Consider the following 21,885-nt stretch of genomic DNA (forward strand, 5'->3'; position numbering starts at 1 on the left):
CGGTTTCCGGTCTCTTCCGAATGCCTGCTTTCGGTTGCGCGCCTGACTGATAAAAGGGTCTTGATATAGCGATTAAAGCCTGCGCCAGGCTAAAAGCGATGGGGGCGGAGTTTGAATACACGATGACTGGTAAAGGTGATTGGCTCAACGAGCTGCAGGGGATGATCTTACGCCTGCAGTTAAGCGGCTGCGTTAAGCTGTCTGGATTTAAGCCGCAGGAGGAGATTAAGTCCTGTCTTGATGCGGATGATGTTTTTCTGCTGCCTTCATTGACGGCTAAAGGTGGGGATATGGAAGGTATTCCCGTTGCATTGATGGACGCGATGGCGGTAGGTTTACCGGTGGTATCCAGCCAACATAGTGGCATTCCTGAACTGATTGAAAATACTATCTCAGGCTGGCTGGCCGCTGAAGGTGACGATAAGTCACTGGCAAACATTTTGTTCAGCCTGGCACAGGAGGAGAACGACATCGAAACGGTTATCAAAGTCGCATGTGATAAAGTGGAAACCGAGTTTAGCCAGTATATTGCGTATCGTGAACGCATCCGCGTGCTTGAGCAGATCGTTCAGACACCCAGTGGTTAGACGATTTCAGTCCATGCTCAGCATGTGCAATTTGATTCGATAAGCAACAGTTTGGATGGAATTTGGTGACCGGCCTTAATTTTTATGCGTGTGGGGATTTCGTTCCGGCGTATTTCTATCCCGCAGCGGTAAGCTGTGTGTTTGCCAATGGGTATTCCGCTACAATGGTTGCTGTATGGATCTTTGACAGAACGTCGTGAAACTAATGATTGCAGGTGCCGAAGGGCAGGTGGGAAAAGAGCGGCTGAGGTCTGTCACTGCGAGCCATCAGATTTGCGCTGCGGTTTGCGTTCGCTTGACATGACAGATGAGGAGGCGGTAACAGCGGCTGTAAATCAACGGGAAGTGGACGACGAGATAGGATCTGACGCTAACTTTTCGGATTAATATTATGCTGATATATCAGTTCAGTATTGCATAATCGATGTGTATTTTTTACATCATTCAGATGGAAATGACATGACTAAACTCAAAGCAGTTATTCCGGTAGCAGGTCTTGGTATGCACATGTTACCGGCAACGAAGGCTATCCCTAAAGAGATGCTGCCTGTCGTTGATAAGCCGATGATCCAGTACATTGTGGATGAAGTCGTTGCTGCCGGTATTAAAGAGATTGTTCTGGTGACGCACGCGTCTAAAAATGCGATTGAAAATCATTTTGATACCTCTTACGAGCTGGAAGCGCTTCTTGAGCAGCGTGTAAAGCGTCAGCTTCTCAGTGAAGTGAAGTCGATATGCCCTCCTGGCGTAACCATCATGAACGTGCGCCAGCCACAGCCTTTAGGTTTAGGCCATTCAATTCTCTGTGCCCGCCCGATGCTGCGGGATCAACCTTTTGTTGTTGCGCTGCCAGATGTGATACTTGACGGTGCTACTGCCGATCCACTGCGTTATAACCTGGCCGCTATGGTTGCCCGTTTCGAGCAAACCGGTCGCAGCCAGGTATTGGCCTCGCATTATCCTGATATCGATCTCAGTGAGTATTCGGTGATCACTACCGAAGAAAAACTGGAGGCTGAAGGGCAAATTAGCCGCATCAAGGATTACGTTGAAAAACCGGAGCACCCGGAAACTTATCAATCAAATCTGACCGCGGTTGGCCGCTACGTCCTGTCTGCCGACATCTGGCCTGAGCTGGAAAAAACCGTGCCGGGTGCCTGGGATCGAATTCAGTTGACGGATGCGATCGCGGCTTTAAATTCAAAACAGCCGGTTGACGCGCACCTGATGACCGGAAACAGTTTTGACTGCGGGCGCAAACTCGGTTACATGCAGGCATTCGTTACCTACGGCTTGCGCAACCATAGTCAGGGTCAGATATTCCGGAAAAGAATCCAGAAGATATTGGCAAAAAGAAGTTGATTCTAGTCTGATGTGATAACCCGTATTAGGGAGATGAGATGGCTATTCTGGTTACCGGGGGCGCAGGCTACATTGGCTCGCATACCGTACTGGCGCTGTTAGAACGCGGCGATGATGTTGTTGTATTAGATAATCTTCACAATGCTTCGCGGGAGTCCATCAACCGGGTGGAAAAACTCGCGGGCAAAAAGGCAATTTTTATTGAGGGCGATGTGCTTAACCGTACATGCCTGCGCGAGCTGTTTGACAGCCACGATATAAGCGCAGTAATCCATTTTGCTGCACTGAAAGCGGTTGGTGAATCAACACAGTTGCCGCTTGAATACTATCAAAATAATGTTAGCGGCACGCTGGTTTTGCTGGAAGAGATGCGTAATGCCGGCGTGTGGAATTTTATTTTCAGCTCCTCTGCTACTGTATATGGTGCTGACGCGCCGGTTCCCTATGTGGAGACTTTATCCATTGGCGGTACCACCAGTCCCTATGGCACCTCCAAATACATGATTGAACTGATAATACGCGACTTTGCTAAGGCTGAGCCTGAATTCAAGGCGATCGCTTTGCGTTATTTCAATCCGGTTGGTGCGCACAAATCCGGTGAAATTGGTGAAGATCCAACCGGTATTCCCAACAATCTGCTGCCGTATATCGCGCAGGTTGCAATTGGGCGACTCGACAAACTGGGTGTCTTTGGCGGCGATTATGAAACCCCGGACGGTACATGCCAGCGTGATTATATACACGTGGTTGATTTAGCCGAAGGCCACCTGAAGGCGTTGGATCATCTGAGCAAAACGGATGGTTACAAAGCGTATAACCTTGGCGGAGGTAAAGGGTTCTCGGTGCTGGAGATGATCAAGGCTTTTGAGAAAGCGTCAGGGAAAACTATCCCTTACGAAATCAAACCGCGGCGTGATGGTGATCTGCCCGCGTTTTGGGCTGATGCCTCTTTGGCAAATAAGGAATTAAACTGGCGGGTGACCCGTGGGATCGACGAAATGATGCGTGACACATGGCTATGGCAGTCGAAAAACCCAAAAGGCTTTCGCTGAAATACAGTAAAGAGTGTGGGTCTGTACATTCCAATTTAATATTGAGCCCGGCCATAGCGCCGGGACTTTTATTTTCTCACGGATATAAAACTATTCTCTGAATTACTTGGCTTTAAATTACGCAAAATGAAGAAATTTTTTATGTTAATTGTAATAATTTTGCATAAAGTTAATCCTTTTTCATGAGCGAAATAGAGTAAGTCTCGTCCGAAAATAGATTGCTCATCGCATTTATTGATGAAAACTTTCAGCTGAGATTATCCAAATGAGAGATAAAGGCACGGCTGTGAGCGTGTGACACTAATGATATTAAATTTATTAAAATCATTACGGTGAGGTTGACCGTTCTACGTTCCTGTTCCGGTTAATATTTCGGGAGAGTGTGGTATTAATCAGCCGAATGGTTTTTCGAGGGATGCAAGAGATAGTCATAGAAGAAGGATTTAGTCATCGGCACGGATCAACTGTGAACATTTGCTGGTTCGGTTTCATAGACGGAATTAATTTACTCAGGCGCTCTAATAATTTTATTGCAGTAGAACGTCGGGACGGTGTTTGAATAATATCATGCAACTCACGCTGGCTTCATAAATAATATTTAAATAAATACAAGAATTTTTACTAAACAGTAAGTTTCTCTGAATCAGGCCCAATACAATTCTTTTACTTTTTTGGCTGGTTTAGGCCTGGCGGTGATATGACCTCTTATTTAGCAAAACCTGCCTTTTTTTCCAGGAACTGTATATTTTTCAATCTGATGGTTTTATCCCTGGCCTTTTTAAGCTAAGCTGGATTGTAATGATTCGGTTAGGTTAAAATTGTCGTAACTATTTACAGCTTAATGTATTTAGACTGAAACAACATATTGACAGGAGTTTTTAATGTCCAAACAGCAGATTGGCGTTATCGGGATGGCGGTCATGGGGCGGAATCTGGCTCTGAACATCGAAAGTCGTGGCTATACCGTTTCGATTTTTAACCGCTCACGCGAGAAAACAGATGAAGTTATCGCTGAAAATCCCGGTAAGAAACTGGTTCCTTATTTTAGCATTGAGGAGTTTGTCGAATCGCTTGAGAAACCCCGTCGTATTCTGTTGATGGTTAAGGCTGGCGAAGGCACAGACAAAACGATTGATTCTCTGAAACCCTACCTCGATAAGGGCGATATCCTGATTGATGGCGGTAATACCTACTATCAGGATACCATCCGTCGTAACCGTGAGCTCTCAGCTGAAGGGTTTAACTTCATCGGAACTGGCGTTTCTGGCGGTGAAGAGGGCGCATTGAAAGGACCCTCTATCATGCCTGGCGGCCAGGAAGAAGCTTATCGCATGGTCGCCCCGATCCTGGAAAAAATTGCAGCAGTTGCTGAGGATGGTTCTCCATGCATCACCTATATCGGTCCCGACGGTGCAGGCCACTACGTCAAGATGGTACATAATGGCATCGAATATGGCGATATGCAGCTGATCGCAGAAGCCTATTCATTACTGAAAAACGGTCTGCAACTCACAAACGAAGCGCTGGCTGATACCTTCGCCGAGTGGAACAAGGGTGAGTTAAGTAGTTATCTTATCGATATAACTAAAGATATTTTCACTAAAAAAGGGGATGACGGTGAATATCTGGTTGATGTCATCCTTGATGAGGCAGCTAATAAAGGTACAGGAAAATGGACCAGTCAGAGTTCTTTAGATTTAGGCGAACCGCTGTCTTTAATTACTGAGTCTGTGTTTGCTCGTTATATTTCCTCGATGAAAAAACAGCGCGTACAGGCATCTAAAATATTATCTGGTCCGGTCGTTAAACAGCTATCAGGTAGCAAAGAGAAAGACGCGTTGATTGAAAAAGTTCGCCGTGCGCTCTATCTGGGTAAAATTGTTTCTTACGCTCAGGGCTTCTCACAGCTTGCGGCTGCGTCAAATGAAAATAATTGGAATCTTAATTACGGCGAGATCGCTAAAATTTTTCGTGCGGGTTGTATTATTCGTGCCCAGTTCTTGCAGAAAATTACCGATGCCTATGTTGAGAATCCGAAGATCGCTAACTTGCTGCTAGCTCCTTACTTTAATAAGATCGCGGCTGAATACCAACAGGCTTTGCGTGATGTTGTTGCTTATGCTGTACAAAATGGCATACCTGTACCGACGTTCTCTGCGGCTATCGCCTACTACGATAGCTATCGTTCAGCGGTGCTACCAGCGAATCTGATTCAGGCCCAGCGAGATTATTTCGGCGCACATACTTATAAACGTATCGACCGCGAAGGCGTCTTTCATACCGAGTGGCTTGATAAGTAAATGATATAAAACCAGTGAGCCTGGCTCACTGGTTTTAAAAGCTTCTCACTCTGTTAAATATCTGGGTTGGAACTGAGGCTTTATGAAAATTATCGTTACTGGCGGGGCTGGTTTTATCGGCTCCGCCCTTTGTCGTTTTATTATCGAGCAGACAGAAAATCAGCTCTTAGTTATCGATAAGTTTACCTATGCAGGTAATCTTGATTCACTTGCGCCAGTTGCAAATCATTCCCGCTTTTCTGTGAAAGTGATCGATATCTGCGATGCAGAAGCCATTAAGTCTACTTTCAGTACCTTCCAGCCTGATGCAATAATGCACCTTGCGGCAGAAAGTCATGTTGATCGTTCAATTGATGGTCCTCATGCTTTTATTGAGACGAATATTGTCGGAACATATGTTTTGCTGGAAGCGTCGCGTAATTATTGGTACTCCTTGCCGGAAAATAAGAAAAAGGCCTTTCGATTTCATCACGTCTCAACGGATGAGGTGTACGGGGACTTGCAAGGCATCGATTCTCTTTTTACTGAGTCAACACCTTATGCTCCAAGTAGTCCTTATGCAGCGACTAAGGCATCAAGTGACCATCTGGTGCGGGCATGGTCGAGAACCTTTGGATTACCTGTCATCATTACTAACTGTTCAAATAACTATGGCCCTTATCAATTTCCGGAAAAACTTATTCCATTGACAATTATCAATGCGCTGGAAAATAGAATAATTCCGGTTTATGGAAAAGGGGAACAAATTCGTGATTGGCTTTATGTTGAAGATCATGCGCGGGCGCTTTATAAAGTTTTGACCGATGGTAGAACTGGTGAGACATATAATATTGGTGGTCATAATGAGAGAAAAAATATTGAGGTGGTGCGGACTATCTGCCATATTCTCGATGAAATTTTTCCGAATGAAAAGGGCGGAATGACTTTTTCATATAAAGAGTTAATTACATTTGTTACTGATAGACCAGGGCACGATTACCGCTATGCTATCGATGCGTATAAAATTAAAAACCAGCTTGGTTGGATTCCGTTAGAAACCTTTGAGTCAGGAATAAGAAAAACGGTTCAGTGGTATTTAAACAATGAACTGTGGTGGAAGAAAATACATTCTGTCCATCACTGCGATCAACGTATTGGCCTGTGTGAGAATAAGGTGATTCCATGAAGGGTATTATACTTGCGGGAGGGGCTGGAGCCAGACTGTATCCCATAACCCGAGGTGTATCTAAACAGCTACTGCCTGTCTATGACAAGCCGATGGTGTATTATCCTATTTCGGTTCTGATGCTCTCCGGCATCAGAGATATTTTGCTCATCACCACACCCGAAGACATTGGCGCTTACCAGCGGTTACTGGGTGATGGATCACGGTTTGGCATTAATTTGCAGTATGCTGTTCAGAAAAACCCTGATGGATTAGCACAAGCTTTCCTGATTGGCGAAAGTTTCATCACCAACGAACGATGCGCATTGGTTTTGGGAGATAATATTTTCTTCGGTCAGGGCTTTGGACAAAAACTTGAGACGGTAGCTCAACGTGAGCGAGGCGCGACGGTATTTAGCTATCAGGTCATGGATCCGGAGCGGTTTGGCGTAGTGCAGTTTGATAGTGAATTCAAGGCTATCTCTATTGAAGAGAAACCGCTTAAGCCAAAATCTCAATGGGTAGTCACGGGGCTCTATTTCTACGATAACAACGTCGTTGATTATGCCCGGCAGGTAAAACCTTCAGCCCGAGGTGAACTGGAAATCACTACCATTAACCAGATGTATCTGGATGCCGGGCACCTCCACGTTGAACTTTTAGGTCGTGGATTCGCATGGCTTGATACCGGGACCCATGATAGCCTTAATGAAGCATCTCAGTTTGTGCATACGATTGAAAAGCGGCAGGGTTTTAAGGTCGCCTGTCTGGAAGAGATTGCATACAATCGAGGCTGGATCAATGCTGACGAAGTATTGAAAGAAGCGAAAATGATGGAAAGCACACTATATGGTCAGTACCTGATCAGATTAATAAAAAATCAATCATAGTTATAAACCTAATTATGGGTGTTTTGATTTCTAAGACATCCTTTTTGGGCGAAAGATAAAAGCATATAATTATCTCTTAATGATCGTGAATAAAGTATTTTCGATGATTTAAATGCAAAAATTAATGCGCTTTCTGTAACCCCGGACCAAATTCTAATTTCAAACTTTCCTGAAGTAATTACGCTGGCCCACTGGCATGGCAGGGGGGCCATTTATATCAGCCCACCAGTAAATTCCCACTTCTCCCGGCATTTTTCCCAGCCAGTCGGCTGACCAGCATGCCACTGGTAGCAAACCGCATCCAGTGGCGGGCATAGAGCAGACCGCCATATTGTGCAACCATCGGTGTTAGCCTGTCGGTGAGTGGATCGAGGATCTCCGCAACTGTGTCGCCAGCCATTATCCACTCTCCGGGCTGACGACGGTGAAGGATCACCCCACTGTGCGGCGCAAAAAGATATTCGCAGCCTGATAATAAGAGGGGGGGATTTTTCAGGGCGGGAAGGGGCGCTACATCACCTGCAATAAAGCCGCCGTGGGTCAGGGCCGCGATGATTTTCCCGGCATCGTGTTCGCCCTGTTCCGCTGAAACATCGCATACTCCGCGCAGTTCAAGAGTTGCCGGTAGCAACCCGCGCGGCATGGGATAATCATCACCATAGTGCTGAGCCAGGGTTATCCAGGGTTCACAGCAGGCTTCGTCGAAGGGCTCGCCACCGGAGATTTGTGCCAGTAGCTGCACTTGGCTGCCGAGTAAGCGAGCCAGCGGCTCCAGCTCCGGCCAGGCATCAGGCGTGGTGTAGAGATGGGGAACCGCCTCCCAGTCGCAGTGCAGATCGAGCATCAGGTCAGCCTGCGCCGCCATGCTCAGCAGGATAAAACGCTGCGATTCAAGCTCACTGGCAGGGCTGATGTGATTGAAATGCGCATTAATAGCCGCACGGATGAGTCGACGATTCTGCTGCTCGTCCTGGGTCAGTTTGCTGGCTAAGCAAGGGATAAGCGCTGCGCCCAGCGTCGGGAACTGGCGATTGAAATCCTGGCCAGATTCACTGTGGAAGCGCCCCATATGGCTGCCGTGCCAGTGCTGGCTCATGGCGATTGGATTCGCTAAAGGCACCAGTGTAATACGTGCGTTGAGTTTCCCCTCAGCCTCCAGTCTAAGCAGCTGCTGCTTGAGGTACCAAGCCACGACCATACCAGGAAGCTCGTCGCCATGCAGCGAAGCCTGTATATACACCTGTTTGTCGCCCGGCGAACCAAAGTGATAGCTGATGATTTCGCGCTGGGTGCCGAGGGTAGCACTGAACAGTGGATGGTTTTGCTGCTGCATAATTGCTCGATATCCTGTTGCCTGGCAGCATCTGGCAGGCGCGTGCAGTTAACCAGATAACAGGCGGCATAAAGACCGCCTGACGCCGCTACTGCTGAATGGAAATATCGGTAGTGAAATATTTCTTTTGCAGCTTATCGAAAGTGCCATTTTTTTTGATTTCGGCGAAAGCGTTATCAATGGCAGTTTTCAGCGCTGTATCCTCCTTACGAAGGCCGATAGCGGTGCCTGGACCAATAATCGGGTCCTGAACAACAGGTCCTGCCAGCTCAAAATCTTTACCCTGCGGCTGTTTTAAAAAGCCAATGGCAGCCTGTGCGGCATCGGTGAATGTTGCATCAAGGCGACCCGAAACCAGGTCACTTTCAACCTGAGCCTGATCGCCGTAGGGTACCACGTTAACCCCATAAGGCTGCCATTTTGCCAGCGCGTATCGCTCCTGCACCGTCCCCTGCTGAACGCCGACGGTTTTCCCCTTCAGCGCTTCTGCCGTTGGCCGCAGGCCTGAGCCTTTGCGGGCAATCAATTGGGTGTGGGTATCGTAGAGTGGCACGCTGAAGGCAATCTGCTTCATCCGCTCTTCGGTTATTCCCATATCCGAAAGAATAGCATCGAATTTACGCGCTTTCAGCGCCGGGATCATGCCATCGAACTGGCTTTCAACCCAGACGCATTTAGCTTGCATTTGTTCACATAAGGCATTGCCTAGATCGATATCAAAGCCTACCAGCTTGCCTTGTGGCGTTTTGGACTCAAAAGGGGGATAGGTTGGATCAACCGCGAAGCGGACTTTTTCGATCTTTGCCTGGGCGGCAAAAGCGCAACCTGCTATCAGGCTAGACAGCGCCAGCTGACGAAGGCGCGTCGTTAATGTTCTATTTGTCATGGTTTTCCTGAGCTTTTTTATTGATCAATTTTGCAGGCTACTCTGGCTGGTGGGGGAAAGAAAGAGCGCTGCGGTCATTTAATGATATCAGCCTCTTCGGGTTGAGCAATGCGGCGATAATCGCTGGCATCCATCACCACCGAGCGGTCAAGTGCGCCTGCGTTGAAGGCAATTTCACGGTTGCGGTGGCATAAGCTGGGATCAGCGATCAGCTTTAACTCCTGATGAAAACTGAACGGTGGGATAGCCCCAAAAACACAGCCGGTCAGCCGTTCTACCTCGACAGGGCTGGCTAGCGAGGCGCGCATACCGCCAACTGCGCGCGCGACTTTGGTCAAATCGGCCTGCATGTCGGCGGGGAGTACCGCGAGAACATACTGTTTCTGTCCGTTTCCCTTGATGTGACAAACCAACGCTTTGGCACCCTGACCTATTTCCGTTCCGCGAATAGCGGCAACCGCTTCGCATTTTCCCGTGGCTTGGTGTGTCATTAGCTGAAACTGCGCCTGATTCTGTTCCAGGAGTGCCAGCAGTTTTTCCGTGGTCGTCATCGTTTACTCCTTAACGTTGTACGAAGCGGATTGCACAGGCTGCATCCCTCAATACTTATTTATGTCTGGAGCGCAAATTGCTAATCACCGCGCTTAAATCAAGTTCCTGATCCTGTAGCAGCACCAGTAAATGGTAAACCAGATCTGACGCTTCATTCACCAGCTCTGCACGATCGCGCACAGTGGCTGCCAGTGCTGTTTCAACCCCTTCTTCACCGACCTTCTGAGCAATACGTTTAGTGCCGCTGGCGTACAAACTTGCAGTGTAGGAACTTGCAGGGTCGGCCTGCTTACGCTCGGCCAGCAACTGCTCAAGCTGGTAGAGAAAGCCCCAATCGCTCGCTGCAGGTGTAAAACAGCTGGAGGTACCGCGATGGCAGGTAGGGCCGACGGGATCGACCAGTAGTAGCAGCGTGTCGTTATCGCAGTCGGGCGTGATGCTTCTCACATTAAGAAAATTGCCGGAGGTTTCCCCTTTGGTCCACAAGCGCTGTTTAGTTCGCGACCAGAAGGTGACGTGGCCACTTTCGCGGGTTTGGTGCAGTGCCCGCTGGTTCATATAACCCAGCATCAGCACTTCACCAGATACGGCATGCTGCACGATAGCCGGTATCATTCCGGCGGTTTTATCCCAATCCAGCGCCGCCAGTTGTTGTTCAGTTAGCACCTGCGTATCTCCACTTGCTCTGCGGCGAGATAGGTTTTTAACTCGCCAATAGTCATGATCTGTTTATGAAACACCGAGGCTGCCAGCGTCCCGTCGACGTTAGCATCCTGAAAGGCGTGCAGAAAATGTTCCATCGTACCGGCTCCGCCGGAGGCAATCAGCGGCACCTTGCAAACCTCACGTACTCTCTTAAGCTGCACCAGATCGTAACCGTTACGCACGCCGTCCTGATTCATCATATTTACTACAATTTCACCCGCGCCGCGTGCCTGTACTTCTTTTACCCAGTCGAGTGTTTGCCATGGCGTGACGCGGGTGCGCGTTTCATCGCCGGTATACTGGTTTACCTGGTACTGATCGCTGTTTTCGTCATACCAGCTATCAATGCCAACCACGATGCACTGCACCCCGAAACGGTCTGCCAGGCGAGTTATCAGCGTTGGATCTGCCAACGCCGGGGAGTTGATTGATATTTTATCGGCGCCAAAGGAGAGGATCTGCGCTGCGTCATCCTCGCTCCTGATACCACCGGCCACGCAAAAGGGAATATCGATCACCTCGGCGACGTGCGCGACCCAGCTTTTATCCACCACGCGCCCGTCCGATGAAGCGGTAATATCATAAAAAACCAGCTCGTCGGCACCTTCAGCGGAATAACGTTGGGCCAGCGGCACAATGTCGCCGATGATCTCATGGTGACGAAATTGCACCCCTTTGACTACCTGGCCATCGCGTACATCCAGACAGGGGATTATGCGTTTTGCCAACATGCTATGGCCTCCGAAACAGTAAATTTATTTTCCAGCAGCGCACGGCCGACAATCACGCCACGTGCGCCGCAATTCTGCAGCGCGACAATGTCTGACAGGGAGCCGATACCGCCGGAAGACTGAAACGCTATCTGCGGAAATCGCGCGGAAATTTCCTGATAGAGCGCCACGTTGGAGCCTTGCAGCGTGCCATCACGGGAGATATCTGTGCAAAGAACGTGCTCCAGCCCCAGGTCTGCAAAGTTTTCGATAACCTCTTCCAGCGTGACGCCTCCGGCTTCCTGCCAGCCGCTGACGGCGACTTCTTTACGATTGTTACTGTCAATGCGAACGTCGAGGGCCAGTACCAGATGTTGCGCGCCGAATGTGCTGAACCAGCTGGCGACTTCGTCAGGGTGCTTTACCGCCGTGGAGCCCACCACCACCCGTGAGGCGCCCGCTGTCAAAAGTGCTTCAACGTCGGCGCGGCTGCGGATGCCGCCGCCGATCTGTACAGGCACCTTGACGCTCGATAATAAATCTTTCAGTAAAGAAAGCTGGCGGCGGTTCGGATCTTTTGCACCGCTCAAATCAACCAGATGAAGCATTTTAGCGCCCTGCCCCTGGTAGGATTGCAGGCGCTGCAAGGGATCTCGTCCATAGTCGCGCTGCTGGCCGTAATCACCCTGGTGGAGGCGTACCACCTTGCCATCAATTAAATCCAGTGCCGGAATGATCATCCATTACATCTCCAGAAAGTTTTTTAGCAGCTGGGCGCCCGCTGCGCCGGAGCGCTCCGGGTGAAACTGTACGCCATAAAAATTATCGTGCTGTACTGCGGCGCTAAAGGCACCGCCGTAGTCGCACTGGGCGATGGTGCTGGCATTCAATGGCATCGCGTAGCTGTGAACAAAATAGAAATAGCTGTCAGCAGCGATACCGCGAAACAGGCGATGATCCGCCTGCGGCGTGATCGGATTCCAGCCCATATGCGGCAGCGGTAAACCATCGCGGGTCATTTTTACCACCGTTTCGTTAATCAGCCCGAGCGTCTCAATACCCCCACTTTCTTCGCTACGCAGACCCAGTAGTTGCATGCCGAGACAGATCCCCAGTACCGGCTGGGTACAGGCTCTGATTAAATCGGTTAGCTTGCGCTGCCTGAGCTGATCCATTGCGGCCTGAGCGGTGCCGACACCAGGCAGAAACAGCTTATCTGCGGCCAGCACCACATCGAGCTCCTGGCTGATGACCGGCTGATAACCCAGGCGCACCACCGCCCATTTCACTGACGCAAGATTGGCACAGCCGGTGTCGAGGATCACTACGTTCATCACAACACTCCTTTAGAGCTGGGGAGTTGGTCGCCGCTGACGCGTATCGCCTGACGCAGCGTGCGGCCAAATACCTTGAACAGGCTTTCCACCCGGTGATGATCGTTACGCCCTTTGGTTTTCAGATGTAGGGTGCTCATCATGGCGTACGACAGTGAGCGGAAAAAATGCTCAACCATTTCGGTACTTAAATCGCCGACCCGTTGGTAGTTATATTCCGCTTTATACTCCAGGTGTGGACGCCCGGATATATCCAACGCGCAGCGCGCCAGACATTCGTCCATCGGCAGCACGAAGCCAAAGCGCGCGATGCCGCGTTTATCGCCAAGTGCTTTCAACAGTGCCTCACCGAGCGCCAGACCGGTATCTTCGACGGTGTGATGATCGTCGATATGCAGATCGCCTTTGGCCTTGACGTGCAGGCGAAAACCGCCGTGGGTGCAGATCTGATCTAACATGTGGTCGAAGAAACCGATACCGGTATGAATCTGGTTATCGCCCTCGCGATCCAGCCAGACTTTAACGCAGATCTGCGTCTCTTTAGTATCACGCTGTACTCGAGCATGGCGGTCACGGCGGGTAAGCTGCTGTTCGATAGCACGCCACCTGATCCCATCCCGCCCGTATTGCAACCCATTAATACCCATATTTGATGCCAGCTGCATATCGGTGTCGCGATCGCCGATGACGTAACTGTTGGCGCAATCAAGCACACCTTCTGCCAGCCAGGAGGCCACCAGCGTGGTTTTAGGCTTACGGCAATCGCAGTTGTCTTGTGGTTTGTGCGGGCAGATCAATACTTGCCTGAATTGTATGCCCTGAGAGGTCAGGATTTGCATCATCAGGTTGTGCGGGCCATCGAAATCGGCCTGAGGGAAACTATCGGTGCCCAGCCCGTCCTGATTGGTGATCATCACCAGCTCAAAGCCTGCTTTTTGTAACGCGAGCAGCGCCGGAATGACGTCCGGCTCGAAGGCCAGCTTTTCTGTGCTGTCTACCTGAAAATCAAGCGGCGGTTCGCTGATTAAGGTGCCATCACGATCGATAAATAACACTTTCTGGCTCATGCTTATTCCCTGAGGTTGTCGATTGCAGGCAGGGCGGCGAGGGCGTTAATCACGTGGTCGCATTCTGCGCGGGTGCCAATGCTAATGCGCAGACAGTCGGCCAGGCCCGGTTGTTTATTCTGATCTCGCAGAATAATGCCTTGATTCCATAATGATTTAAATACAAAGCTTGAAGCGCGAAAGCGCACCAGCAGGTAGTTAGTTTCGCTCTCGTACACCGTCTCAACCCAGCGGCTTTGACGTAGCGCATCGATCAATAACGCGCGGTTTTCTTTGATTGTCTTAACATGGCGACGCATTTCTGCCAGCCCCTGCTCACTCAGCGCCTGGGCTGCGACATCGGCAACCGGCGTGGACAGCGGGTACGGCGCAATCACTTTCATTAACAGCGTGATAACTGGCGCATTCGCCAGTACAAAACCGCAGCGTAAGCCGGCAAGCGCGAAGGCCTTGGACAGTGTACGCAATACCACCAGATGAGGATACTCACCAAGCCAGCTGGCAACTGACGCTTGCGGACAGAACTCAATGTAGGCTTCGTCGGCGATGACCAGCGCCTTGCCGCGCGCCATCTCCAGCAACGTGCGAATGTCCCCGGCGCTAATCAGATTACCGGTAGGGTTATTGGGACTACACAGGTAAATCAGTTTTACCCCCCCAAGCTGTGCACCAATCTCTTCAAGGTTAATCTGCCAGTTTTCTCGTGCCTGCACGGTGCGGTATTCCAGACCGATGGTTTCGGCACTGACGCTGTACATACCATAGGTGGGCGGGCAAAACAGCACCGCGTCCTCGCCGGGTTCGCAGAAGGCACGCATCAGTAACTCAATGCCTTCATCGGCACCCCGACAGGTCAACACCTGATCAGGCTGTAGGCCGGCGTAGCTGGCATAGCGTTCGATAACCTGCTCAGGCTGACATTCCGGATAACGGTTTAGTGTTTGCTGAGTCAGCTCATAGGGTATCGCGATAGGGTACTCATTGGCATTAAGCCAGACATCACCACTTCCGCCCAATCGCCTGGCAGACTGGTAAGGCGTGAGTGCGCGTACGTTAGCGCGTGCCAGTTGTTCAATGCCCAGGCTCATGGTTTCCCCTTGATTGCCGCAACGCGCAGCGATACCGCATTTTTGTGGGCAACCAGCTGCTCGGCAGCGGCCAGAATTTCAATGGTTGAGGCCAGCGACATAAAGCCCTGCGGCGTCAGTTCCTGCACCGTCATGCGCTTCTGAAAATCGGCCAGCCCGAGGCTGGAGCAGGTCGCCGTGTAGCCGTAAGTCGGCAGGACATGATTGGTGCCTGAAGCATAATCGCCGGCTGATTCTGGCGACCAGTCGCCGAGAAAAACCGAGCCGGCACTGGTGATGTATTCGACCAGCGAACGTGCGTCGCGGGTCTGAATAATCAGGTGTTCCGGCCCGTAACGGTTACTGATTTCCACGCACTGCGCCAGGTCCTGGGCGACAATCAGGCGGCTGCTACTGAGCGCTTTACGGGCAGTTTCTGCGCGCGGCAGCTGCGCCAGGTGTCGCTTTATCGCTTCGGCCACGCGCTGGGCCATTTCGGTAGAGGGCGTCACTAAAATAACCTGAGAGTCCGGCCCGTGCTCAGCCTGAGATAGCAGATCGGATGCGACAAAATCCGGCGTGGCACCTTCGTCAGCGATGACCAAAACTTCAGAGGGGCCGGCAGGCATATCGATAGCCGCACCGTCGAGGCGCTGGCTAACCTGACGTTTTGCTTCGGTAACCCAGGCGTTGCCGGGGCCAAAAATTTTGTCGACTTTCGGCACGCTCTCCGTTCCCAGTGCCAGTGCGGCAATAGCCTGCGCCCCGCCAACCTGGAACACCTCTTTTATGCCACACAGTGAGGCAGCATATAGTATTTCGTCGGCAATCGGCGGTGGTGAGCAGAGTACAACTCGTCGACAGCCAGCAATACGTGCCGGGGTTGCCAGCATCAGCACCGTGGAAAACAGCGGCGCCGAGCCGCCAGGAATATACAGGCCGACACAATCCAGCGGGCGGGTCAGCTGCTGGCAGCGAACCCCCGGCATGGTTTCTACGTCGACCGTTGCAGGCTGTTGAGCGCTATGGAAGATCTCGATGTTGCTACGCGCAACGTCCATCGCCTGTTTCAGATCTTCGCTCAGACGGCCTGCGGCTGCGGCAATTTGCGCCTCACCGACACGCAATGTCTCCACGTCTGTTTTATCAAACTGCTGGTTATAAAAGTAGAGTGCCGCATCACCTTGCGCCTGTACTTTTTCCAGGATAGCGCTGACTGTCTGACTGACGGTGTCGGAGGCCGAAATCGCCGGGCGCATTAATAACTCAGCTTGCTGTTGCGCGCTGCACTGCTGCCAGTCTATGGGGGTGGTAAACTCTGCCATGGTGTTTACTCCATCATTTTTTCAATCGGTAATACCAAAATTGAGCTGGCGCCAAGCGCCTTCAGCTTTTCCATCGTTTCCCAGAACAGGGTTTCGCTGCTGACCATGTGCATCGCGACACGGTTTTTATCACCCGCCAGCGGCAGCACAGTAGGACGTTCAGCGCCAGGCAGCAAAGCAATGATGTCTTCAAGACGGTCACCCGGTGCGTGCATCATGATGTATTTTGACTCACGCGCCTGAATAACACCCTGAATTCGGGTCATCAGTTTGTCGATCAGCTGTTGTTTCGCGGCGGGCATTTCGCCATCACGTTGAATTAAACAGGCTTTGGAACGGTAAATGACCTCCACTTCACGCAGACCATTGGCTTCCAGAGTGGCGCCGGTTGAAACCAAATCACAGATAGCATCGGCAAGACCGGCGCGCGGTGCTACTTCTACTGAGCCATTCAGCAGGCAGGATTTGAAGCTGACACCTTGTTTGTCGAGGTATTTTTTTAGCAGATGGGGATATGAGGTAGCGATGCGGGTGTTGTTCAGACATTGCGGGCCCGTGTACTGCGCATCTACCGGCATCGCCAGTGACAGGCGGCAACCGCCAAAATCCAGGCGACGTAGCGTCTGATAACGGGGTTCTTCACCCTGCGCCTGGCGAGTCAGTAGCGCCTCTTCCAGCACGTTCTCACCGATAATACCGAGGTCAACGACGCCATCCATCACCAGTCCTGGAATATCGTCATCGCGTACGCGCAGAATATCGATGGGCATATTTTCAGCGAAGGCTATCAGGCGCTGCTGCTGTAAGTTGATTTTAATGCCGCAGCGGGCAAGTAATTCGCGAGAATCATCACTCAGGCGTCCTGATTTTTGCATAGCGATGCGTAAGCGTGCGTTATCTAACATGAAGCCGTTCCTTTTTATCGAAATTGAAGCTGGCGTCGTAACGATGTTTTGCGCCTGGTTATTGATTCATCTGACCATAAAAAAAGCCCCCGGAAGCTGATCTTCCGGGGGCTTTTCATCGCGCTTTTCGCCACTGGAAGATCCTGAATGTCTTCCAGCACACATCGCCTGAAAGACTAGCCAGGGTGATGGTGATGATGATGGGTAAACATAGCGCGTGTCATAATTTCTCTTTGAATGAATGACATTTCATAAACTGGTATTTAACCTAACCACAATGCTGACCCAGCGCAACCGTTTTTTGCCAATGATCGAAAATTCACAGCTGAAGCGATGATTGTCAGTTGTTCGTGGCTGGCGTAGCCTTAACACTTAACCCGCGTTGGAGGTAGGGATGAAGAGAGTAGCGATTGTAGGGCTGGGTTGGTTGGGAATGCCGCTTGCGCTTGCGCTAAATGCATCTGGATGGCAAGTCTGTGGCAGCAAAACGACGCGCGATGGTGTCGAAGCGGCGCGCATGTGCGGCCTTGATAGTTATCAGCTGCTGTTAACGCCAGGTCTGGAGTGTGATGCGGAAGATCTCGAGGCGCTGCTGCGTGTGGATGCTTTGGTCGTACTGTTGCCCGCCGGCAAGACGTTCTGCGGAGAAAGCTACCTGCTGGCCGTTCAGCAGCTGATTGACAGCGCGTTGGTCTACGGCGTTCAACATATTCTATTCACCAGCTCAACCTCAGTTTATGGTGAAGCCAGTGGCGAGATGAACGAGGATTCGCCGCTGCGTCCGGCTTCGGTTACTGGCAGGGTTTTGGCTGAGCTTGAGAGCTGGCTGCACGATCTGCCGGGTACGCAGGTCGATATCCTGCGGCTGGCGGGGCTGGTTGGCCCGAAACGTCATCCGGGGCGTTTTCTGGCGGGTAAAAGCGGGCTGGAAAATGGTCATCATGGGGTAAATTTAGTGCATCTTGACGATGTCATTGAGGCCCTGAAACTACTGCTTGAGTGCGGGAATGGTGGCGTTTGGAATATCTGTGCGCCTGAGCATCCGACCCGAAACCGCTTTTACCCTGAGGTGACACGCCAGCTGGGTCTGACGCCGCCACACTTCAGCGACACCCCCGCAGGGCCGCCGGGAAAACTTATCGACGGCAGTAAAATATGCCGTGAGATGGGATTCCGCTATCGCTATCCAAATCCAGGTAATATGCCATTAGACACGATGAACGGTGTGGACTGAGCTGGCTGCTGTTATGCAGACTTTTTTCTCTGACCCGCCACTGTCACATTTCGGCCAGGCGAATGTTGAAAATTCAGGCAAAAAGGCTGACTGCCGCCAGTGGCGGGGCGTCATGTATTCCCTGTTTTGATCCCGCTTACGGGCAGTGAATAAAGTATCAACGAAGGCCTTAGCGTATTGGCATCAGACTTTAAAATGGTGCAAAATACGCCCCCGGCAAAATGACACAATAACCGACGCTTATCGCGCCGGTTATTTTTTTGCCTTCTCATAGGTTAATATTAACGAGGCCGGTTTGCGTACCGGATAGATAGTCACTGAAGCGCGTAACGCGTGTGATGTTGAGGAAAAGAACGATGGGGCAGTACATCCAACTGGTAGCCGTATACGCCGCAGGGCGTCTGCGTCAGGGCTATGGCTCGGCGGCGAAAAAGGCGTTGCTTCGCACCTCCCTTCATTTAAATGAGGGTGTCAATACCTTCATTCCTTCATATTGCACACGACGAAGTTTCTCTGTGCGCAAGCCTGTGATGGTTGCTACTACGGAGGGGCTGCGTGATGTCGCATAACGTCAATACTGCGCCGCGTGCGCATCTGAAAAAAACGCTGACGCTGTTTCCGGTGGTCATGATCGGGCTGGCTTATATGCAGCCGATGACATTGTTTGATACTTTCGGTATCGTTTCCGGTTTAACTCACGGTCACGTCGCAACAGCGTATGCCTTTGCGCTGGTGGCAATCTTGTTTACCGCGCTCAGTTACGGCAAGCTGGTTCGCCGCTTCCCTTCGGCTGGCTCCGCCTACACCTATGCTCAGAAGGCGATAAGCCCGCACGTTGGTTTTATGGTCGGTTGGTCGTCATTACTGGACTATTTGATCATGCCGATGATCAATATCCTGCTGGCTAAAATTTATTTTGAGGCGCTGGTGCCAGCGATACCGTCGTGGATCTTCGTGGTGCTGCTTGTTGCCTTCATGACCCTGTTTAACCTGCGGGGCATTAAAACCGTTGCCAACTTCAATAGCCTGATCGTTATTTTGCAGATCATGGTGATGGCGTTGATTGTTGCCCTGGTCATCTATGGCGTTGCCCACGGAGAAGGCGCGGGTACGTTGATGAGCAGCAAGCCTTTCTGGTCACAAAACTCTCATGTAGTGCCGATGATCACCGGTGCGACCATTCTGTGCTTTTCGTTTCTTGGTTTTGATGGCATCAGCTCGTTGTCTGAGGAAACTAAAAATGCCGAGCGGGTGATCCCGCGCGCTATTTTTTTGACGGCGCTGATTGGTGGCATCATCTTTATTTTCGTCTCCTATTTTTTACAACTTTATTTTCCTGATATTTCCCGTTTTCAGCATCCTGACGCTTCGCAGCCGGAAATCATGCTTTATGTGGCAGGTAAAACCTTCCAGTGGTGCATTCTGATTTTTTCCTGCGTTACGGTGTTAGCTTCAGGCATGGCGGCCCATGCTGGCGTGTCACGTCTGATGTATGTCATGGGACGAGACGGCGTTTTTCCGGAGCGTTTTTTTGGTTTTATTCATCCGAAATGGCACACCCCGACGTGGAACGTGCTGCTGGTTGGCGCTATTGCGTTATCAGCGATTACCTTCGATTTGGTCACCGCCACGGCGCTGATTAATTTTGGTGCGCTGGTCGCCTTTACCTTTGTCAACCTGTCGGTAATTTCTCAGTTCTGGATCCGTGAAAAGCGTAACCGCACGTTGAAAGATAATCTCAATTATCTGCTGCTGCCGATTCTGGGCGCACTGACGGTTGGTGCGCTGTGGATTAACCTTGAAGAGAGTTCAATGATCCTGGGCCTTGTCTGGGCGTCAGTGGGGATTGTTTACCTGGCTGTGGTTACCCGCAGTTTTCGTAATCCGGTACCGCAGTACAGTGAAGAAGGACTCTAATCGGTTCTGATAAAAAGCGCGGGCTCTTTCTGGCCCGCGCTTTTTTTAAGAGGTCAGCTCTCTGGCATATTCAAACATCGCTTTTAACTGAAGCAATTTCGCCTCTTCCCCTTCATAGCGACTGGCGAGCGCATCCAGTTCCAGTAAAAACTGCTCAACGCGCTCGGGGTTTAACACCTCGCGACGGTGTTGTAACCAGCGCAACTGCTCACTGTCATCCAGCGTGCCGGGAAAATTGCGGGCGCGGTAGCGAAACAGTAATTTTTCAATACGCTTATCATTGTAGCTCAGCGCCAGCGCCGGCAGGTTTTCCGGTGAGGTACGCTGAATAATGAGCATCGCATTGCGATCGGCATCGCTGAAAAAACCATCGTAAAGCTGGGTGTCAACATCATCGCCGGGGATAAAAGGCGGTGCCTCGGCAAACAGTGCCACCACCTTTTCCCTGACCTGCGGATTTTGAAGCAGTAGCTTCTGGTTATCAAGGCAGCGATTGTGGTCGATATTCAGTCGCTCAGCATCCTGTGGCCGTAGCGTGCTGACCGGGGCAAGTACCGGACATTTATTAATGTGTACCAGCTTGATCGGCACTGGCGATTCGCCTTCTGCCAGCGCGGCACGTCGGCTATAAAGTCGCTGACGTAGCTGGTCAACGCTTAAAGAGAGCAGAGGGGACATATCGCCGGCCAGGTCACAGCTAATGACCGCATTACGGTTATCCGGATGCCAGGCCAGTGGAGCAATCAGACTGGTATTGCCACGGCTGGCGCCAAACATACCGGAAATATGGACCAGCGGTTTCATTCTGGGGATATCAATCAGCGTTGACAGCTTTTGTTTGCTGCGGTGGGTATAGAGATAATCAAACAGTCGTGGCTGTTTTTCTTTTACCAGCTTGGCCATAGCGATGGTGGCATAAACGTCAGACATGGCATCGTGTGCATTTTCATGTGCAATGCTGTTAGCTTTGGTGAGATGTTCAAGGCGAAAGCTGGGAAAGCCGTCATCATTTTCCGGCCAGATAATACCATCGGGTCGCAGGGCGTAGCAGGCGCGCATGACATCCAGCAAATCCCAGCGGCTGTTGCCGTTTTGCCAGCTCCACGCGTAAGGATCATAAAAATTGCGATAGCAGAGGTTGCGGGTCACCTCATCATCAAAACGAATATTGTTATAACCGACAACGCAGGTTGCAGGTTGAGAGAAAAGCTGGTGTATCCGTCGGGTAAATACCGCCTCATTAACGCCCTGTGCGTTGGCCTGCTGTGGCGTAATGCCGGTGATCATTACCGCCTCAGGTTGCGGTAGATAATCATCCGCCAGCTTGCAGTAAAACACTTCCGGCTCGCCAATGATGTTGAAGTGACTGTCTGTACGCACGCCAGCAAACTGTGCAGGACGATCCCGCGTCGGGCTGGTGCCGAAGGTTTCGTAGTCATGGAAAAGAAAACTGCTCTGTATTTCGTTGCTCATGCGTGTTTGAACCTGATAGCGTTTGCGTATGTATGTTTATGT

20 protein-coding genes, 1 pseudogene and 1 other annotated feature are annotated in these 21,885 nt (G+C 50.9%); of the genes and pseudogenes, 9 read left to right on the forward strand and 12 right to left on the reverse strand.

What is annotated here, in order from left to right; translation table 11 throughout:
* Nucleotides 1-24: 24 nt before the first annotated feature.
* The 6 genes and pseudogenes from BM191_RS09695 to rfbA form a co-directional block, all read left to right on the forward strand.
* Nucleotides 25-587, forward strand: a pseudogene (locus BM191_RS09695) (glycosyltransferase); the annotation flags it as partial.
* Between the two features lie 459 nt (nucleotides 588-1,046).
* The gene (galF, locus tag BM191_RS09700; RefSeq protein ID WP_092877583.1) at nucleotides 1,047-1,949 is read left to right on the forward strand and encodes a UTP--glucose-1-phosphate uridylyltransferase GalF; all 903 of its coding nucleotides are present in this window, start codon (nucleotides 1,047-1,049) and stop codon (nucleotides 1,947-1,949) included.
* A gap of 38 nt (nucleotides 1,950-1,987) precedes the next feature.
* Nucleotides 1,988-3,001 (forward strand): UDP-glucose 4-epimerase GalE, encoded by a 1,014-nt coding sequence (gene galE / locus BM191_RS09705; protein WP_092877584.1) that lies wholly within the window; start codon nucleotides 1,988-1,990, stop codon nucleotides 2,999-3,001.
* 881 nt (nucleotides 3,002-3,882) lie between these two features.
* The gene (gene gndA, locus BM191_RS09710) at nucleotides 3,883-5,301 is read left to right on the forward strand and encodes an NADP-dependent phosphogluconate dehydrogenase (protein ID WP_092877586.1); all 1,419 of its coding nucleotides are present in this window, start codon (nucleotides 3,883-3,885) and stop codon (nucleotides 5,299-5,301) included.
* Nucleotides 5,302-5,383: 82 nt separating this feature from the next.
* Nucleotides 5,384-6,466 carry a dTDP-glucose 4,6-dehydratase gene (gene rfbB, locus BM191_RS09715; protein WP_092877589.1) on the forward strand — a complete coding sequence of 361 codons (1,083 nt, stop codon included), beginning with the start codon at nucleotides 5,384-5,386 and terminating at the stop codon, nucleotides 6,464-6,466.
* A complete protein-coding gene (gene rfbA / locus BM191_RS09720) occupies nucleotides 6,463-7,335 on the forward strand; it encodes a glucose-1-phosphate thymidylyltransferase RfbA (RefSeq protein WP_092877591.1) in 873 nt (290 codons plus the stop codon). Before rfbB ends, rfbA begins: the two co-directional genes overlap by 4 nt.
* Before the next feature lie 217 nt (nucleotides 7,336-7,552).
* On the opposite strand, the gene BM191_RS09725 is transcribed toward rfbA, so the two are convergent.
* The 11 genes from BM191_RS09725 to hisG form a co-directional block, all read right to left on the reverse strand.
* Nucleotides 7,553-8,668 carry a succinylglutamate desuccinylase/aspartoacylase family protein gene (locus tag BM191_RS09725; RefSeq protein WP_092877593.1) on the reverse strand — a complete coding sequence of 372 codons (1,116 nt, stop codon included), beginning with the start codon at nucleotides 8,666-8,668 and terminating at the stop codon, nucleotides 7,553-7,555.
* An 88-nt stretch (nucleotides 8,669-8,756) separates the two neighbouring features.
* On the reverse strand, nucleotides 8,757-9,554 hold the full coding sequence (locus BM191_RS09730) for an ABC transporter substrate-binding protein (protein ID WP_092877595.1): 798 nt from the start codon (nucleotides 9,552-9,554) through the stop codon (nucleotides 8,757-8,759).
* Between the two features lie 74 nt (nucleotides 9,555-9,628).
* Entirely contained in the window at nucleotides 9,629-10,105 is a 477-nt protein-coding gene (locus BM191_RS09735; RefSeq protein WP_092877598.1) for a YbaK/prolyl-tRNA synthetase associated domain-containing protein, read from the reverse strand.
* A 55-nt stretch (nucleotides 10,106-10,160) separates the two neighbouring features.
* Complete coding sequence (hisIE, locus tag BM191_RS09740) at nucleotides 10,161-10,772, reverse strand: bifunctional phosphoribosyl-AMP cyclohydrolase/phosphoribosyl-ATP diphosphatase HisIE (protein ID WP_092877600.1); 612 nt, start codon at nucleotides 10,770-10,772, stop codon at nucleotides 10,161-10,163.
* Nucleotides 10,766-11,542 carry an imidazole glycerol phosphate synthase subunit HisF gene (gene hisF / locus BM191_RS09745; protein ID WP_092877602.1) on the reverse strand — a complete coding sequence of 259 codons (777 nt, stop codon included), beginning with the start codon at nucleotides 11,540-11,542 and terminating at the stop codon, nucleotides 10,766-10,768. The genes hisIE and hisF overlap by 7 nt, the downstream gene beginning before the upstream one ends.
* A complete protein-coding gene (gene hisA / locus BM191_RS09750) occupies nucleotides 11,524-12,261 on the reverse strand; it encodes a 1-(5-phosphoribosyl)-5-[(5-phosphoribosylamino)methylideneamino]imidazole-4-carboxamide isomerase (protein ID WP_092877604.1) in 738 nt (245 codons plus the stop codon). Before hisA ends, hisF begins: the two co-directional genes overlap by 19 nt.
* A gap of 3 nt (nucleotides 12,262-12,264) precedes the next feature.
* A complete protein-coding gene (hisH, locus tag BM191_RS09755; protein WP_092877606.1) occupies nucleotides 12,265-12,855 on the reverse strand; it encodes an imidazole glycerol phosphate synthase subunit HisH in 591 nt (196 codons plus the stop codon).
* Nucleotides 12,855-13,922: a bifunctional histidinol-phosphatase/imidazoleglycerol-phosphate dehydratase HisB gene (gene hisB / locus BM191_RS09760; RefSeq protein ID WP_092877608.1), complete on the reverse strand. Its 1,068-nt coding sequence runs from the start codon at nucleotides 13,920-13,922 to the stop codon at nucleotides 12,855-12,857. The genes hisH and hisB overlap by 1 nt, the downstream gene beginning before the upstream one ends.
* Nucleotides 13,923-13,924: 2 nt before the next feature.
* Complete coding sequence (gene hisC, locus BM191_RS09765; RefSeq protein WP_092877610.1) at nucleotides 13,925-15,010, reverse strand: histidinol-phosphate transaminase; 1,086 nt, start codon at nucleotides 15,008-15,010, stop codon at nucleotides 13,925-13,927.
* Nucleotides 15,007-16,314 (reverse strand): histidinol dehydrogenase, encoded by a 1,308-nt coding sequence (gene hisD / locus BM191_RS09770; protein ID WP_092877611.1) that lies wholly within the window; start codon nucleotides 16,312-16,314, stop codon nucleotides 15,007-15,009. The genes hisC and hisD overlap by 4 nt, the downstream gene beginning before the upstream one ends.
* Before the next feature lie 5 nt (nucleotides 16,315-16,319).
* The gene (gene hisG / locus BM191_RS09775) at nucleotides 16,320-17,219 is read right to left on the reverse strand and encodes an ATP phosphoribosyltransferase (protein WP_092877613.1); all 900 of its coding nucleotides are present in this window, start codon (nucleotides 17,217-17,219) and stop codon (nucleotides 16,320-16,322) included.
* 77 nt (nucleotides 17,220-17,296) lie between these two features.
* Nucleotides 17,297-17,420, reverse strand: a sequence feature (His leader region).
* 193 nt (nucleotides 17,421-17,613) lie between these two features.
* On the opposite strand from hisG, the gene BM191_RS09780 reads away from it, so the two are divergent.
* The 3 genes from BM191_RS09780 (at nucleotide 17,614) to BM191_RS09790 (ending at nucleotide 20,370) form a co-directional block, all read left to right on the forward strand.
* Entirely contained in the window at nucleotides 17,614-18,453 is an 840-nt protein-coding gene (locus BM191_RS09780) for an SDR family oxidoreductase (RefSeq protein WP_092877615.1), read from the forward strand.
* Between the two features lie 356 nt (nucleotides 18,454-18,809).
* Nucleotides 18,810-19,022 carry a hypothetical protein gene (locus tag BM191_RS09785; protein WP_092877617.1) on the forward strand — a complete coding sequence of 71 codons (213 nt, stop codon included), beginning with the start codon at nucleotides 18,810-18,812 and terminating at the stop codon, nucleotides 19,020-19,022.
* Complete coding sequence (locus tag BM191_RS09790) at nucleotides 19,012-20,370, forward strand: APC family permease (protein WP_092877619.1); 1,359 nt, start codon at nucleotides 19,012-19,014, stop codon at nucleotides 20,368-20,370. The genes BM191_RS09785 and BM191_RS09790 overlap by 11 nt, the downstream gene beginning before the upstream one ends.
* 45 nt (nucleotides 20,371-20,415) lie before the next feature.
* On the opposite strand, the gene sbcB is transcribed toward BM191_RS09790, so the two are convergent.
* Nucleotides 20,416-21,843, reverse strand: a complete 1,428-nt coding sequence (sbcB, locus tag BM191_RS09795) for an exodeoxyribonuclease I (RefSeq protein ID WP_092877621.1) — start codon at nucleotides 21,841-21,843, stop codon at nucleotides 20,416-20,418.
* Nucleotides 21,844-21,885 lie beyond the last annotated feature (42 nt).

Source organism: Izhakiella capsodis, from assembly GCF_900115045.1.
Classification (GTDB): domain Bacteria; phylum Pseudomonadota; class Gammaproteobacteria; order Enterobacterales; family Enterobacteriaceae; genus Izhakiella; species Izhakiella capsodis.

Excerpts from the sequence above, each read along its gene's own strand:
- galF (WP_092877583.1), top strand. The coding sequence starts at position 1,047 with ATGACTAAACTCAAAGCAGTTATTCCGGTAGCAGGTCTTGGTATGCAC.
- galE (WP_092877584.1), top strand. The coding sequence starts at position 1,988 with ATGGCTATTCTGGTTACCGGGGGCGCAGGCTACATTGGCTCGCATACC.
- gndA (WP_092877586.1), top strand. The coding sequence starts at position 3,883 with ATGTCCAAACAGCAGATTGGCGTTATCGGGATGGCGGTCATGGGGCGG.
- rfbB (WP_092877589.1), top strand. The coding sequence starts at position 5,384 with ATGAAAATTATCGTTACTGGCGGGGCTGGTTTTATCGGCTCCGCCCTT.
- rfbA (WP_092877591.1), top strand. The coding sequence starts at position 6,463 with ATGAAGGGTATTATACTTGCGGGAGGGGCTGGAGCCAGACTGTATCCC.
- BM191_RS09725 (WP_092877593.1), bottom strand. The coding sequence starts at position 8,668 with ATGCAGCAGCAAAACCATCCACTGTTCAGTGCTACCCTCGGCACCCAG.
- BM191_RS09730 (WP_092877595.1), bottom strand. The coding sequence starts at position 9,554 with ATGACAAATAGAACATTAACGACGCGCCTTCGTCAGCTGGCGCTGTCT.
- BM191_RS09735 (WP_092877598.1), bottom strand. The coding sequence starts at position 10,105 with ATGACGACCACGGAAAAACTGCTGGCACTCCTGGAACAGAATCAGGCG.
- hisF (WP_092877602.1), bottom strand. The coding sequence starts at position 11,542 with ATGTTGGCAAAACGCATAATCCCCTGTCTGGATGTACGCGATGGCCAG.
- hisA (WP_092877604.1), bottom strand. The coding sequence starts at position 12,261 with ATGATCATTCCGGCACTGGATTTAATTGATGGCAAGGTGGTACGCCTC.
- hisH (WP_092877606.1), bottom strand. The coding sequence starts at position 12,855 with ATGAACGTAGTGATCCTCGACACCGGCTGTGCCAATCTTGCGTCAGTG.
- hisB (WP_092877608.1), bottom strand. The coding sequence starts at position 13,922 with ATGAGCCAGAAAGTGTTATTTATCGATCGTGATGGCACCTTAATCAGC.
- hisC (WP_092877610.1), bottom strand. The coding sequence starts at position 15,010 with ATGAGCCTGGGCATTGAACAACTGGCACGCGCTAACGTACGCGCACTC.
- hisD (WP_092877611.1), bottom strand. The coding sequence starts at position 16,314 with ATGGCAGAGTTTACCACCCCCATAGACTGGCAGCAGTGCAGCGCGCAA.
- hisG (WP_092877613.1), bottom strand. The coding sequence starts at position 17,219 with ATGTTAGATAACGCACGCTTACGCATCGCTATGCAAAAATCAGGACGC.
- BM191_RS09780 (WP_092877615.1), top strand. The coding sequence starts at position 17,614 with ATGAAGAGAGTAGCGATTGTAGGGCTGGGTTGGTTGGGAATGCCGCTT.
- BM191_RS09785 (WP_092877617.1), top strand. The coding sequence starts at position 18,810 with ATGGGGCAGTACATCCAACTGGTAGCCGTATACGCCGCAGGGCGTCTG.
- BM191_RS09790 (WP_092877619.1), top strand. The coding sequence starts at position 19,012 with ATGTCGCATAACGTCAATACTGCGCCGCGTGCGCATCTGAAAAAAACG.
- sbcB (WP_092877621.1), bottom strand. The coding sequence starts at position 21,843 with ATGAGCAACGAAATACAGAGCAGTTTTCTTTTCCATGACTACGAAACC.